This is a genomic window from Rhodoferax sp. OV413 (assembly GCF_900104385.1).
GTDB lineage: Bacteria > Pseudomonadota > Gammaproteobacteria > Burkholderiales > Burkholderiaceae_C > Rhodoferax_B.
This window is the reverse complement of record NZ_FNJA01000003.1, coordinates 115,060-127,902: the sequence shown is the minus strand read 5'-3', so window position 1 is coordinate 127,902 and position 12,843 is coordinate 115,060. Positions and strand designations below refer to the sequence as shown.

The following is a 12,843-nucleotide window of genomic DNA, read 5'->3' as shown; positions in this document are numbered from 1 at the left end:
GCCCGCGTATGTCATTCCTTCAACTCAGCAACGTAACCAAGTTCTACGGCAGCACCTGTGCGGTATCGGCCATGAACCTCACGGTGGAAAAGGGCGAGTTCGTGTCCCTGCTCGGCCCCTCGGGCTGCGGCAAGACCACCACCTTGCAAATGGTCGCGGGCTTCGAGGCCGTGAGCAACGGGCGCATCGAGCTGGACGGCCGTGACATCACCCACGCCAAGGCCAACACCCGCGGCCTGGGCATCGTGTTCCAGACCTACGCACTGTTTCCGCACATGACGGTGGCAGACAACGTGAGCTTCGGCCTGGAGATGCGCAAGATGCCCAAGGCCGAGCGCCTCGAACGTGTTAAGGAGGCGTTGGCCCTGGTGCACCTTGAAGCCCACGCCAGCCGCTACCCGCGTGAGCTCTCGGGCGGCCAGCGCCAGCGGGTGGCCCTGGCCCGCGCCCTGGTGATCGAGCCGCCGGTGCTGTTGCTGGACGAACCCCTGTCGAATCTGGACGCCAAGCTGCGCGAGGAAATGCAGTTTGAGCTGCGCAAGATCCAGCGCAAGGTCGGCACTACCACGGTGATGGTCACGCACGACCAGAGCGAGGCCATGTCCATCAGCGACCGCGTGGTGGTGATGGAGGGCGGCCGCGCCACCCAGATCGACCACCCGCACCGCGTCTACGAGCATCCGAGCACCCGCTTCATCTCCACCTTCGTCGGCAAGGCCAATCTGCTGACCGGGCGCTTGGTGGCCGGTGGCGCGCAGGCCCGGGTGGATCTGGGGGCCATCGTGGTGGATGTGGACGATGTGGGCTTCCGCCCCGGTGTGGCCGTGCTGCTCAGCGTACGGCCGGAGAAGCTGCAGTTGGTAGATGTGGGCCGCGGCCGACTGGATGGCACGGTGCGCGAGCGCTTCTTCCTGGGCAGCCAGTGGCTGTATGCGCTGACCACGGCCGTGGGCGAACTGATGGTGCTCAGCCCCAACGACGGCCGCCCGGCGCTGGACGAAGGCCATGCCGTTGGCATCGACTGGCCGATGCACTGCACCCGCTTACTGCCCGCCGACGAGGCTGCGCTGCCATCCATGGTGACCGCATGAGCAAGGCCACGCCCTGGTGGCTGTCCGGCCCCGCCCTGCTTCTGTTTGCCGCGCTGCTGCTGGTTCCGCTGGGGCTGACCGCCGTGCTGTCCTTCAATGCCTTTGATCCGGCCACCGGCGTCAAGGCCGGCGAGTTCACGCTGGAGCACTACGTCCATGTGTTCACCGACGACTATTACTACGGCATCTTCTGGCGCACCTTCTGGATCTCCGGCCTGGTCACGTTGATCTGCGTGGCGGTGGGTGCGCCGGAGGCCTACATCCTCAGCCGCATGGGTAACCCCTGGCGCTCGGTGCTGTTGCTGGTGGTGCTGGCGCCGCTGCTGGTGTCGGTGGTGGTGCGGGCCTTTGGCTGGAGCATGCTGCTCGGGCCCGAGGGCCTGGTCAACGGCACCCTCAAGCTGTTGGGCCTGGGGCCGGTCAAGATGCTGTACACCGAGATCGCGGTGGTGGTGGCCCTGGTGCATGTGATGCTGCCCTTCATGGTGATCCCGGTCTGGACCTCGCTGCAGAAGCTGGATCCCGGCGTGGAAAACGCTGCGCTGTCGCTGCAGGCCACACCTTTCACCACCTTGCGCCGCATCGTGCTGCCGCAGGTCATGCCCGGCATCTTGTCGGGCAGCCTGATCGTCTTCGGCCTGGCTGCCAGCTCCTTCGCCATCCCCGGCCTGCTGGGCGGGCGGCGGCTGAAGATGGTGGCCACCGTGGTCTACGACGAGTACCTGCACGAGCTGAACTGGCCGCTGGGCGCGGCCATCGCACTCATCCTGCTGGTGGCGAACCTGGTGGTCATGCTCAGCTACAACCGGCTGGTCGAAGGCCGCTATAAAAAGTCACTGGGGTAAGCAGCATGCGTAAAAACGGCCCTCTCGCCCTGGCGTTCAACGCCCTGGTCATCCTTTTCATGCTCGCGCCTCTGCTGGTGGTCTGCGTGGTGGCGTTCACGCCCGAGAACACGCTCAGCCTGCCGACCACCGAGTTCTCGCTGCGCTGGTTCCGCGCGGTGTTTGCCCACCCCGACTTCATGCAGTCGTTCTGGAACAGCCTGTGGCTGGCCCTGGCATCGGCGACGCTGGCCACGCTGCTGGCCGTGCCTGCGGGCATGGCGATCACCCGCTACAACTTCCCGGGGCGCGGCTTTTTGAACGGCCTGTTCCTGTCGCCCTTGATCATTCCGCACCTGGTGCTGGGCGTGGCCCTGCTGCGCCTGTTTGCCTTGGTGGGCGGGGGCGGCAGCTTTGGCTGGCTGGTGTTCGCCCATGCGCTGATCGTCACGCCCTATACCTTGCGCCTGGTGGTGGCGGCGCTGGTGGGCTTTGACCGCAGCGCCGAGCAGGCCGCGTTGTCGCTGGGCGCGAGCCAGGCCCAGGTGTTTGGACGCATCACCTTGCCGATGATTTTGCCCGGCGTGACCGGTGGCTGGCTGCTGGCCTTCATCAACAGCTTTGACGAAGTCACCATGTCGATCTTCGTGACCTCGCCGAGCACGGTGACCTTGCCTGTGCGCATGTACATGTATGCCACCGAGTCGATCGACCCGCTGATGGCGGCGGTGTCGGCCTTGATGGTGGCCGTGACGGCCTGCGCCATGATCGTATTGGACCGGGTCTATGGCCTGGACCGTGTGTTGGTGGGGCGCTGAACATGGTTACCTGGCAACCCCTGTTGCACCGCGTCGCGGAGTCTGACCGCGCCGCCGTGCCATTTACCTTGGATGGACAAGCCGCCAGCGCGCTGGAGGGCGATACCGTGTTGACCGCCGTGCTGACCCATTGCGGGCAGCTGCGCCGCAACGAATTCAGCTTTGAGCCGCGTGCCGGCTTCTGCATGATGGGCGCCTGCCAGGACTGCTGGGTCCAGGCGGCGAATGGTGAGCGCTTCCGCGCCTGCTCGACCTTTGTTACTGCGGGTATGGATGTGTGCACTGGCGGAGTATCGGCATGACGAAAAGCCCGTTACAGCCCGTGGTCGTCGGCGCCGGCCCGGCCGGCGTGCGGGCCGCCCAGACCCTGGTAGCGCATGGCGTACGCCCGCTCGTACTGGACGAAGCCCCGCGCGTCGGTGGCCAAATCTACCGCCGGCCACCCGCGCACTTCCAGCGCGCGGCGCAGACCCTGTACGGCTTTGAAGCCGCACGTGCCCAGGCCGTGCACAGCGCCTTCGACAGTTTGCAAAACCAGATCGACTACCGTCCCGACAGCCTGGTCTGGAACGCCCAGGGCGGCCTGCTGGATGTGTTGCACGGGCCCACGCAAACCACGCAAAGCCTGCCTTACCAGCAACTGATCGTGGCCACCGGCGCGACCGACCGCGTGCTGCCGATTCCCGGCTGGACCCTGCCCGGCGTCTACGCCTTGGGCGGTGCGCAAGTGGCGCTCAAATACCAGGGCTGTGCGATCGGCCAGCGCGTGGTCTTCATGGGCACTGGTCCTTTGCTGTACCTGGTGGCCTACCAGTATGCGAAGGCCGGTGTGGAGGTGGCGGCGGTACTGGATACCGCGCATTTCAGCGACCAGCTGGCTGCACTGCCTGCCATGCTGACCCAGCCGGCGGTGCTGGCCAAGGGCTTGTATTTTGTGGCCTGGCTGCGTGCCCACGGCGTGGCCTTGCACAGCGGTGTGCGGCCTGTGCGCGTACTCGGCCATGGCCGGGTGCGGGCCGTGGTCTGGCATGACGGCCGGCAGGAGCGCACGCTGGACTGCGACGCCATCGGCTTCGGTTACGCCCTGCGTTCCGAGACCCAGTTGGCCGATCTGCTCGGTTGCCGCTTCGCCTTTGCGCCGCAGCAGCGCGCCCATTTGCCCGAGCGTGATGCCGCAGGCCGCTCCAGCGTCGCCGGTGTGTACCTGGCGGGCGATGGCGCGGGCATCATGGGCGCGGACGCGGCCGAATGGGCGGGCGAGCGCGCAGCACTGGCCCTGCTCGCCGACCACGGCGTGGCGGTGGATGCCGCGCGTGCCGAGCGGCTGGAACGCAAGCTCCAGCGCTTGCAGACATTCCGCGCCGGTCTGGAGCGGGCCTTTCCGTTTCCCGTCGGCTGGGCCGCCCAGGCGCCCGACGAGCTGGTGGTGTGCCGCTGCGAGCACATCACCGCCGGCGAATTGCGCCACACGGTGCAAGCCACCGGTGCCGATGAAATGAACCGCCTCAAGGCCTTGTCGCGCGTCGGCATGGGCCGCTGCCAGGGCCGCAGCTGCGGTGTGGCCGCGGCCGAAATCCTGGCCCATGCCACGGGCAAGCCGGTGGAGCAGGTGGGCCGTTTGCGCGGCCAGGCGCCGATCAAGCCCATCCCTATCCACCTGGTGCATGCCTCGGCGGCGGAGGTGCAGGCATGACGGCCCAGCGCATCCAGGCCGACGTGGCCATCATGGGCGGCGGCATTGTTGGCTCTTCCGCTGCGCTGGCATTGCGGCGCATGGGCTTGCAGGTGGCGCTGCTGGAACGCGACCTGTGCGGCTCCCGCTCCAGCGGGGTCAATTACGGTGGCGTGCGGCGCCAGGGTCGGCCGGTCAGCCAGTTACCGCTGGCCCAGCGCGCGCACCGTATCTGGGCTAATTTGCCGAATCTGATCGGCACCGATGGCGAGTATCAGCGCAGCGGCCACTTCAAGATTGCGCGCAGCGAGGCCGACCTGGCCGCGCTGGAGAACTACCGCGCGCTGAGCCGTGACTTCGACCTGGGCATCGAGCTGCTGACCGGCTCGCGCCTGCGCGCCCACTGCCCTTGGCTGGGTGGCAAGGCGGTGGGCGGCTCGCTGTGTGCCGAAGACGGCCAGGCCAATCCGCGCCTGGTATCGCCGGCCTTTGCCCAGGCGGCCCGGCGTGCCGGTGCGCAGATTTTTGAGCGCAGCCCGGTGGACGAGGTGCAGCACGACGGCCAGCATTTCACGCTGCGCTCGGGCCAGGCTTTGGAAGTCATAGCCCCGGTGCTGCTGAACTGCGCAGGCGCCTGGGCCGGCAAATTAGCTGCCCAGTTTGGCGAGACCGTGCCTTTGCAATCCGGCCATCCGGCCATGGCCGTGACCGAGCCGTTGCCGTTCTTCATGGACTGGAGCCTGGGCGTGGAGGGCGGTGGCATCTACTGCCGCCAGGTGGCGCGCGGCAACCTGGTGCTGGGCGGTGGCGCCGGTGTGGCGCTGGACGCTGACCGGGCCCGGTCTGAGCGCGCAGCCATCGCCACCTTGTCGGTGCAAGCTGTTGAGCTATTGCCCGCGCTGCGCCATGCCCATTTCATCCGCACCTGGAGCGGTACCGAAGGCTATTTGCCGGACCGCCAGCCTGTGCTGGGCCTGAGCCAGACCACACCCGGACTGATCCACGGCTTTGGCTTTGCCGGCGCCGGTTTCCAGATTGGCCCGGCGGTGGGCGAGGTACTGGCAGAGCTGGCCCGCGATGGCCACAGCAGCACGCCGATAGCCCCCTTTTCCATCCAACGTTTTTCTTCCGCACCCACCACCCCCTGAAAGGATTTCACCATGTCCCATGCATTCCATTCACGCACTCTGCGCCGGGGGCTGATAGCCGCTGCGGCCGCCACCGCTTTGCTCGGCAGCGGCTTTGCCAGTGCCCAGACCAAGACGCTGTACATCGGCATGAACGGCGGCACCATGGAGAAGGCGTACACGCAGTACGTGTTTCCGGCGTTCGAGAAGCTGCACGGCGTCAAGGTGGTGGTGGTGCCGGGCACTTCGTCCGACATCCTGGCCAAGGCCCAGGCCAACAAGGACAAGCCGCAGATGCATGTGATGTTCCTGGACGACGGCATCATGGTGCGCGCCATCGGCATGGGCCTGTGCCAGAAGCAGCGGCCCAACCCTTCGCTGGCCGAGATCTACCCCGCTGCCCACTTCAAGGACGACATGGCCAGCGGCGTCAGCCTGGGCATGACCGGCCTGGCCTACAACGCCAAGATGTTCAAGGAAAAAGGCTGGGCCGCGCCCACCTCGTGGATGGATCTGGCCGACCCCAAGTTCAAAGGCAAGGTGGTGTTCCAGTCGGTATCGTCCTCGTCGTTCGGCCTGCACGGCTTCTTGATGTTCAACCGCATCCAGGGCGGCAACGACAAGAACGTCGAGCCCGGCTTCAAGGCCTGGCCGACCATGATCGGCCCGAACGTGCTGGAGTACATCCCCAGCTCGGCCAAGCTGTCGGAAATGGTGCAAACCGGCGAGGCGGCGATCTTCCCGCTGACACCTACTGCTGTGGCTGCGCTGAAGGTCAAGGGTATTCCGGTGGAATACGCCCAACCCAAGGAGGGCTCGGTGGTGTTGATGGTCGGCCAGTGCGTGATTGCCAACAACAGCGAACCCGAGCTGTCGCAAAAGCTCGCCGAGTTCCTGCTGAGCCCGCTGGCCCAGGCCAATGTGCTGCAATTCGGCGCGCAAATCCCCACCAACCCCAAGGCGCCTGCTGTGGGCGAGGGCGCGACCCAGGTAGCCGACATCACCAAGTGGATGAAGAACGCCGTGACCCTGGACTGGGACAGCGTCAACGCCAACCGCCCCGCCTGGAACGCGCGCTGGAACAAGACGATTGAGCGTTAAGCACGGCAGCCAGATGCAAAAAGGCCACCTCAACAGGTGGCCTTTTTTACGTTTGCATCACCGAGCGGCGATGGATGCAGTACGTATGCTCTGCAGCGTGCTGCTGGGCGTGATGGCCTCCGGGTCTAGCAGGCAGTGCAGTATGGCCGGCTTGCCGCTGGCCCGGGCGCGGGCCAGGGCCGGGGCGAACTCCTCGGTGGTGGTGACCTTCTCGCCATGGCCGCCGAACACCTGGGCGTAGGCGCAGAAGTCGGGGTTCTTCAGCTGGGTGGCGCTGACACGGCCTGGGTAGTGCCGCTCCTGGTGCATGCGGATGGTCCCAAACATGGCGTTGTCCAGCAGCACCACGATGATGGGCAGGCCGTACTGCACGGCGGTGGCGAACTCTTGGCCATGCATCATGAAGTCGCCGTCTCCCGCAAACACCACTACCTCGCGCTGCGGCCACAGGCGCTTGGCGCCCACGCCGGCCGGCAGGCCATAGCCCATGGAGCCGCTGGTGGGCGCCAACTGGCTCGAGTAGGTGGTGAACGGCCAGAAGCGGTGCACCCAGGTGGCGAAGTTGCCCGCGCCGTTGCAGAAGATGGTGTCGGCTGGCAGCACGGTGCGCAGATGCTGCATCACCTCGCCCATTTGCAGCGGGCCGGGGATGCGGATGGGCGCTGGGTCGCTCCAGCGCAGGTAGTCGGCGCGTGCGGTCTGGGTGGCATCGGCCCAGGCCACCGGCGCTGCGGGTCGCAGCGTGGATACGGCTGCGGCAAAGGCCTGCGGCGTGGCGTGGATGGTCTGGGTGGCGCGGTACAGCTTGCCCAGCTCATCGGCGTCGGCATGCACATGCACCAGGGCTTGCTGCGGCGTGGGAATGCCCAGCAGTTCGTAGCCCTGCGAAGGTACTTCGGACAAGCGGCCACCGACCAGCAGCACCAGGTCCGCATCGCGGATGCGGGCCAGCAGGCGCGGATTTGCCCCCAGGCCCAGGTCGCCTGCGTAGCAGTGGTGCGCATGGCTGAACAGCATCTGACGGCGGAATGAGCAGTACACCGGCAGCGTGTAGGCCTCGGCAAAGGTGGTGAACTGCTGCACTGCTGCATCCGACCAGCGGCTGCCACCGAGGATGGCAACCGGGCGCTGCGCCACCGCCAGCCGCTGCTGCAGCTCGGCCAGCAGTGCAGCGCCGGGGTAGGTTTCGGTGACCGCATAGGGCAGGGCATCGGCTACGCTGGCGGCCTCGGTCAGCATGTCTTCGGGCAGCGCGATCACCACCGGGCCAGGCCGGCCCGAGGTGGCGACGTGGAAGGCGCGTGACACCAGTTCGGGCAGGCGCTTGGGGTCGTCGATCTGCACCACCCACTTGGCCATGCTGCCGAACACCGCGCTGTAATCCAGTTCTTGAAACGCCTCGCGCCCCAGCGCCTCGCGCGCTACCTGGCCGACGAACAGCAGCAGCGGCGTCGAGTCCTGGTGGGCGATGTGCACGCCGGCTGCAGCGTTGGTGGCGCCCGGGCCGCGCGTCACAAAGCAGATACCGGGCTGGCCGGTCAGCTTGCCCTGGGCTTCGGCCATCATGGCGGCGCCGCCTTCCTGGCGGCACACGGACACAGCAATCGATGCATCGTGCAACGCATCCAGCACCGCCAGAAAGCTTTCGCCGGGCACGCAGAACAGCTGCTGTACGCCGTGGACCAGTAGTTGGTCGACAAGGATTTGGCCGCCGGTGCGGCTGTGTAGTGGGGTCATGGCAGGTGTAGAAGGAGGGGAGATCAGATGACGTTCTTTTCCAGCAGCGGACGCCGGTCCACGATGCGCTGGATGGAGATGGGCGAGAGGTCCAGGCTTTGGTAGCGCCCGGTAAGCATCAGTTCCGCCAGGCCGCGGCCCACGGCAGGGCATTGCTGCAGGCCGTGGCCGGAAAAGCCATTAGCAGACACCAGGTTGTCGCAGCTGGGGTGCAGGCCGACGATGGCGTTGTGGTCGAAGGTGTTCATCTCGTAGTAGCCGGCCCAGGCGCTTTGCAGGCGCAGCGCTTCAAAGCCTGGGATGCGTTCGGCCAGTGTGGGCCACACGCGGTCTTCAAATGCGTGGTACTCGGGCTCCAGCGGCGCAAAGTCGGCGTCCTGGTCGGCGGGCGGCGCAAAGCCGGCGATGAAGCCCTTGCCTTCGGGGCGTAACCAGATGCCGCTGGTGTCGATCAACAAAGGGCAGTTGGGCAGCTGCGCCGGGCTGGACAGGTTGAACACCGTGCGGCGCTTACCCACCACGGGCAGGGCGATGTCGGCCCAACCCGCAATGGCTGCAGCCCACGGGCCGCCCGCATTCACGGCAAAGTGGCATGGCAGCGTGCCCCCGCTTTTAAGCCGTACGGCAGCCACATGCTGCACGCCGTCGCTGCGGGCCATGTCCAGGCCCATGGCTTCGTCGGCGATGTAGCGCACGCCCTGGCTTTGCGCCTTTTTGCGCAGCGCGGTGAGCAGCAGGTAGCCATCAAACCAGCCTTCGCCCGACAGGCCGAGCGAGCCCAGCGCCACATCCTGCAGCGCCAGCCAGGCAAAGCGTTCTTGCAGCTGCGCAGGGCTGAGCAGCGCGATATCGGCACCATGCTGCGTTTGCAGCGCATGGTTTTCGCGCAGCGTGGCCGCGCCGGCGGCGGTGGCCAGATACAGGTAACCGCCTTCGTGCAGGCCGATGTCCGGCGTGTCGCCATGGCAGGCCAGCAGCGTGCCGACATTGCGCAAGAAGTCGATGCCGTAGGCCGAGATGCGGATGTTGATGTCGGTGGAAAACTGCTGGCGTATCGAGCTGGCCGACAGTGCCGACGACGCTTGCGCATACGTCGGGTCGCGCTCCAGCACCACGACCGGGCAGCCTGGCTGCTGCAGCGTGAGGAAGTACGCGATGGCGCTGCCGATCACGCCGCCGCCGATGACCACGATGGGCATGGGAGCCATACGTTAAATGTCGAACTTCACGCCCTGCGCCAGCGGCAATGCCGTCGAGTAGTTGATGGTGTTGGTGGCGCGGCGCATATAGGCCTTCCAGCTGTCCGAGCCCGATTCGCGGCCGCCGCCGGTTTCCTTTTCGCCACCAAATGCGCCACCAATCTCGGCGCCGCTCGGGCCGATGTTGACGTTGGCAATGCCACAGTCCGAGCCGTTGCTGGCCATGAAGCGCTCGGCCTCGCGCATGTTCAGCGTGAAGATGGAAGACGACAGGCCTGCGCCCACGGCGTTGTGCCAATCGATCGCCTGGTCCAGCGACTGGTAGCGCACCACGTACAGGATGGGCGCAAAGGTTTCGCGCAGCACCGGGCCGGCGTGCGTGTTCAGCTCGACCAGCGCGGGGCGTACGTAGAAGGCTTCGCCGCTGGCAATGTCTTCTACGCGCGCGCCACCGTGCACCGTGGCGCCCAGGGCGCGGCTTTCTTCCAGGGCTATTTGCATGTTGTCGAAGGCTGCGCGGTCGATCAGCGGGCCGACCAGGGTGCCGGCCGTGCGCGGGTCGCCGACCTGCACCTTGCCGTAGACCTTGGCCAGCTGCGGCACCAGGGTGTCGTACACGCTGTCGTGCACGAACAGGCGGCGCAGCGTGGTGCAGCGCTGGCCGGCCGTGCCCATGGCGGCGAAGGCGATGCCGCGCAGCGCCAGGTCCAGGTCGGCAGACGGGGTGACGATGGCCGCGTTGTTGCCGCCCAGCTCCAGAATTGCGCGCGCAAAGCGGCCCGCCAGGCGCGGCGCCACGGCTTTGCCCATGGCGGTGGAGCCGGTCGCGGACAGCACCTTCACATGCTCGTCGTCCACCAGCACTTCGCCGATGTCGCGTTGGCCGATCAGCAGCTCCAGCAGGCCGGCAGGTGCATCGCCAAAGCGGGCCAGCGCACGCTGGGCAATCGCCATGGTGGCCAGCGCGGTGAGCGGGGTTTTCTCGGACGGTTTCCATACCACCGAGTCGCCGCAGACCAGGGCCAGCGCGGCGTTCCAGCACCATACGGCGACCGGAAAGTTGAAGGCCGAGATCACGCCCACCACACCCATAGGGTGCCAGGTTTCCATCATGCGGTGCTCGGCGCGCTCGGTGGCAATCGTCAGGCCGTAGAGCTGGCGCGACAGGCCGACGGCGAAGTCGCAGATGTCGATCATCTCCTGCACCTCGCCTGCGCCTTCGCTGGGTACCTTGCCGACTTCCAGCGTTACCAGCAGGCCCAGGTCGGCTTTGGCGGCGCGCAGCTCTTCGCCCAGCAGGCGCACCAGCTCGCCGCGGCGCGGCGCGGGCACATTGCGCCAGGCCTGGTAGGCGGTGTGGGCACGGGCGATGGCGGCCGTAGCGTCGGCGGCCGAGGTTTGCGACAGCTTGGCAATCGTCTCGCCCGAGATCGGTGAGCGCACGGCCAGTGTGCCGCCGGTATAGGCGGCACGCGGTACACCCAGGCGTTGCAGCAGCTGGTCGACTTCAGAGGGGAGGGCGGCGGTGGTTGGGGACATGGTGGCGCAGTGGCGGAGTGTGAAAAAGTAGCCCCAATATCCCCCAATCCAGCCCGCTTGCATAGCGACAAATTCGAAGGACTTGATGCGAAAATGGAATCAAGTGCTTTCCACAGATGCTAGCTGCTTGCGCAGAGAAAATATGCGCCAGAGCCTGGAATTACTTAAAAGCAGCAGCCGAGCTTCATTCCCCAGGGGCATAACCATGTTTCGTAAAACCTTTCTGCCGCCGGTATCCGACCTGCTGGCCTTCGAAGCCGCGGCCCGCCACACCAGCATCTCGCGCGCCGCCGAAGAGCTGCACCTCACGCAGAGCGCGGTGTCGCGCCAGATCCGTCAGCTGGAGACGCTGCTGGGCATGGCCTTGTTCCACCGGGTGCGCCAGCGCGTAGTGCTCACCGATGCGGGCCGGGTCTACGCGGCCGACGTGCGCGCAGCGCTGCAGCAATTGGCTGGCGCTACCCAGAAGGTCATGGCCTATTCCGACGGTGGTGGCTTGCTGAACCTGGCCGTGCTGCCCACCTTCGGCACCCGCTGGCTGATCCCCCGGCTGGGCGACTTTGCGGCCCACCACCCGGATGTCACCGTCAACATCGCCGCCCGCAGCGAGCCCTTCGACTTTGCCCAGGAGCCGCTGGACGCCGCGATCCACTTCGGCGCGCCGCTGTGGGCCGGCGCGGTCTGCGAGTACCTGATGCACGAACAGGTGGTGCCTGTGTGCAGCCCCGATTACCAGCGCCAGCACGGCGTGAACCAGGTGCAGGATTTGTCTACCGTGGTCTTGCTGCAGCAAACCACCCGCCCCACGCAATGGGCCGACTGGTTCGAGCAGGTCGGCGCCGACGGCGTGCACGCCCTGCGCGGCCCGCGCTACGAGCAGTTCGCCATGATCGCCCAGGCGGCGGTATCGGGTCTGGGTGCTGCCTTGTTGCCCCGATTTCTGGTCGAGGCCGAGATCGCGTCCGGCGCGCTGGTGCAGCTGTTTCCGCAGGCGCTGAACAGCAGCGATGCCTACTACCTGGTCTACCCCGAGTCGCGTGCCCAGGCGCCGCTGGTGCGGGCGTTTCGGGATTGGATTCGGGACGCGGCCAAGCCCACGCTGGCTTTGCCTTGAGCGGCTCGGCCATGCCGCGTTTGCCATCCACCGCCGGTATGGGCTTAAATGGGTGCCCCGCATCCAGGAGCAACACCATGGTCCCTAAAAACACCTTGTGCCTGTGGTACGACGGCACCGCCGTCGATGCCGCCCAGTTCTATGCCAAAACCTTCCCCGACAGCGCGGTAGGTAAGGTCTTCCGCGCGCCGGGCGACTACCCCGACGGCAAGCAAGGCAATGTGCTCACCGTCGAGTTCACCGTCGTCGGCATCCCCTGCATCGGGCTGAATGGCGGCCCGCAGTTCAAGCACAGCGAGGCGTTCTCGTTCCAGATTTCCACCGACGACCAGGCGGAGACCGACCGCCTGTGGAATGCCATCGTCAGCAATGGCGGCCAGGAAAGCGAGTGCGGCTGGTGCAAGGACCGGTGGGGCTTGTCGTGGCAGATCACCCCCCGTGTTCTCATTGAGGGAATATCCGATCCCGATCCGGCAGTGGCCAAGCGCGTGTTTGACGCGATGATGACCATGCGGAAGATCGACATCGCAGCGATAGAGGCGGCGCGGGCTGGCGGCCCAGGTTGAGGTGAACGGTTTTCGCCCGGCTTGAGCATCTTGCTGGTACCGACGTCTGAGGTTC

Annotated in this window: 12 protein-coding genes; 9 read left to right on the top strand and 3 right to left on the bottom strand. The window is 66.5% G+C overall.

Annotation, left to right across the window (positions count from 1 at the left end; translation table 11 throughout):
• The first annotated feature begins 8 nt into the window (after window positions 1-8).
• From BLT66_RS12225 to BLT66_RS12195, 7 genes are read left to right on the top strand one after another with little or no spacing between them, the layout of a single operon-like run.
• On the top strand, window positions 9-1,091 hold the full coding sequence (locus tag BLT66_RS12225; protein ID WP_092757998.1) for an ABC transporter ATP-binding protein: 1,083 nt from the start codon (window positions 9-11) through the stop codon (window positions 1,089-1,091).
• Window positions 1,088-1,936 (top strand): ABC transporter permease, encoded by an 849-nt coding sequence (locus BLT66_RS12220; protein WP_092757997.1) that lies wholly within the window; start codon window positions 1,088-1,090, stop codon window positions 1,934-1,936. The genes BLT66_RS12225 and BLT66_RS12220 overlap by 4 nt, the downstream gene beginning before the upstream one ends.
• Window positions 1,937-1,941: 5 nt before the next feature.
• Complete coding sequence (locus tag BLT66_RS12215; protein WP_092757996.1) at window positions 1,942-2,733, top strand: ABC transporter permease; 792 nt, start codon at window positions 1,942-1,944, stop codon at window positions 2,731-2,733.
• Between the two features lie 2 nt (window positions 2,734-2,735).
• Entirely contained in the window at window positions 2,736-3,035 is a 300-nt protein-coding gene (locus tag BLT66_RS12210; protein ID WP_176955039.1) for a (2Fe-2S)-binding protein, read from the top strand.
• Window positions 3,032-4,426 carry an FAD/NAD(P)-dependent oxidoreductase gene (locus BLT66_RS12205; protein ID WP_092757994.1) on the top strand — a complete coding sequence of 465 codons (1,395 nt, stop codon included), beginning with the start codon at window positions 3,032-3,034 and terminating at the stop codon, window positions 4,424-4,426. The genes BLT66_RS12210 and BLT66_RS12205 overlap by 4 nt, the downstream gene beginning before the upstream one ends.
• On the top strand, window positions 4,423-5,553 hold the full coding sequence (locus BLT66_RS12200; protein ID WP_092757993.1) for an NAD(P)/FAD-dependent oxidoreductase: 1,131 nt from the start codon (window positions 4,423-4,425) through the stop codon (window positions 5,551-5,553). Before BLT66_RS12205 ends, BLT66_RS12200 begins: the two co-directional genes overlap by 4 nt.
• Window positions 5,554-5,565: 12 nt before the next feature.
• Entirely contained in the window at window positions 5,566-6,633 is a 1,068-nt protein-coding gene (locus BLT66_RS12195; RefSeq protein WP_092757992.1) for an ABC transporter substrate-binding protein, read from the top strand.
• A gap of 57 nt (window positions 6,634-6,690) precedes the next feature.
• On the opposite strand, the gene BLT66_RS12190 is transcribed toward BLT66_RS12195, so the two are convergent.
• Genes BLT66_RS12190 through BLT66_RS12180 form a run of 3 tightly spaced genes read right to left on the bottom strand, consistent with a single transcriptional unit; the run spans window position 6,691 to window position 11,108 of the window.
• The gene (locus tag BLT66_RS12190; protein WP_092757991.1) at window positions 6,691-8,370 is read right to left on the bottom strand and encodes a thiamine pyrophosphate-binding protein; all 1,680 of its coding nucleotides are present in this window, start codon (window positions 8,368-8,370) and stop codon (window positions 6,691-6,693) included.
• 23 nt (window positions 8,371-8,393) lie between these two features.
• Complete coding sequence (locus tag BLT66_RS12185; protein ID WP_092758432.1) at window positions 8,394-9,569, bottom strand: NAD(P)/FAD-dependent oxidoreductase; 1,176 nt, start codon at window positions 9,567-9,569, stop codon at window positions 8,394-8,396.
• 12 nt (window positions 9,570-9,581) lie between these two features.
• Window positions 9,582-11,108, bottom strand: coding sequence for an L-piperidine-6-carboxylate dehydrogenase (locus tag BLT66_RS12180; protein ID WP_092758431.1), 1,527 nt, complete (start codon window positions 11,106-11,108; stop codon window positions 9,582-9,584).
• Window positions 11,109-11,313: 205 nt separating this feature from the next.
• Here BLT66_RS12180 and BLT66_RS12175 point away from each other — a divergent pair, with 205 nt between their 5' ends.
• Complete coding sequence (locus tag BLT66_RS12175; RefSeq protein ID WP_092757990.1) at window positions 11,314-12,222, top strand: LysR family transcriptional regulator; 909 nt, start codon at window positions 11,314-11,316, stop codon at window positions 12,220-12,222.
• Between the two features lie 77 nt (window positions 12,223-12,299).
• The gene (locus BLT66_RS12170; protein WP_092757989.1) at window positions 12,300-12,788 is read left to right on the top strand and encodes a VOC family protein; all 489 of its coding nucleotides are present in this window, start codon (window positions 12,300-12,302) and stop codon (window positions 12,786-12,788) included.
• The last annotated feature ends 55 nt before the right edge of the window (window positions 12,789-12,843 follow it).

Coding starts and splice junctions, on each gene's coding strand:
- BLT66_RS12225 (WP_092757998.1), top strand. CDS start 9: ATGTCATTCCTTCAACTCAGCAACGTAACCAAGTTCTACGGCAGCACC.
- BLT66_RS12220 (WP_092757997.1), top strand. CDS start 1,088: ATGAGCAAGGCCACGCCCTGGTGGCTGTCCGGCCCCGCCCTGCTTCTG.
- BLT66_RS12215 (WP_092757996.1), top strand. CDS start 1,942: ATGCGTAAAAACGGCCCTCTCGCCCTGGCGTTCAACGCCCTGGTCATC.
- BLT66_RS12210 (WP_176955039.1), top strand. CDS start 2,736: ATGGTTACCTGGCAACCCCTGTTGCACCGCGTCGCGGAGTCTGACCGC.
- BLT66_RS12205 (WP_092757994.1), top strand. CDS start 3,032: ATGACGAAAAGCCCGTTACAGCCCGTGGTCGTCGGCGCCGGCCCGGCC.
- BLT66_RS12200 (WP_092757993.1), top strand. CDS start 4,423: ATGACGGCCCAGCGCATCCAGGCCGACGTGGCCATCATGGGCGGCGGC.
- BLT66_RS12195 (WP_092757992.1), top strand. CDS start 5,566: ATGTCCCATGCATTCCATTCACGCACTCTGCGCCGGGGGCTGATAGCC.
- BLT66_RS12190 (WP_092757991.1), bottom strand. CDS start 8,370: ATGACCCCACTACACAGCCGCACCGGCGGCCAAATCCTTGTCGACCAA.
- BLT66_RS12185 (WP_092758432.1), bottom strand. CDS start 9,569: ATGCCCATCGTGGTCATCGGCGGCGGCGTGATCGGCAGCGCCATCGCG.
- BLT66_RS12180 (WP_092758431.1), bottom strand. CDS start 11,108: ATGTCCCCAACCACCGCCGCCCTCCCCTCTGAAGTCGACCAGCTGCTG.
- BLT66_RS12175 (WP_092757990.1), top strand. CDS start 11,314: ATGTTTCGTAAAACCTTTCTGCCGCCGGTATCCGACCTGCTGGCCTTC.
- BLT66_RS12170 (WP_092757989.1), top strand. CDS start 12,300: ATGGTCCCTAAAAACACCTTGTGCCTGTGGTACGACGGCACCGCCGTC.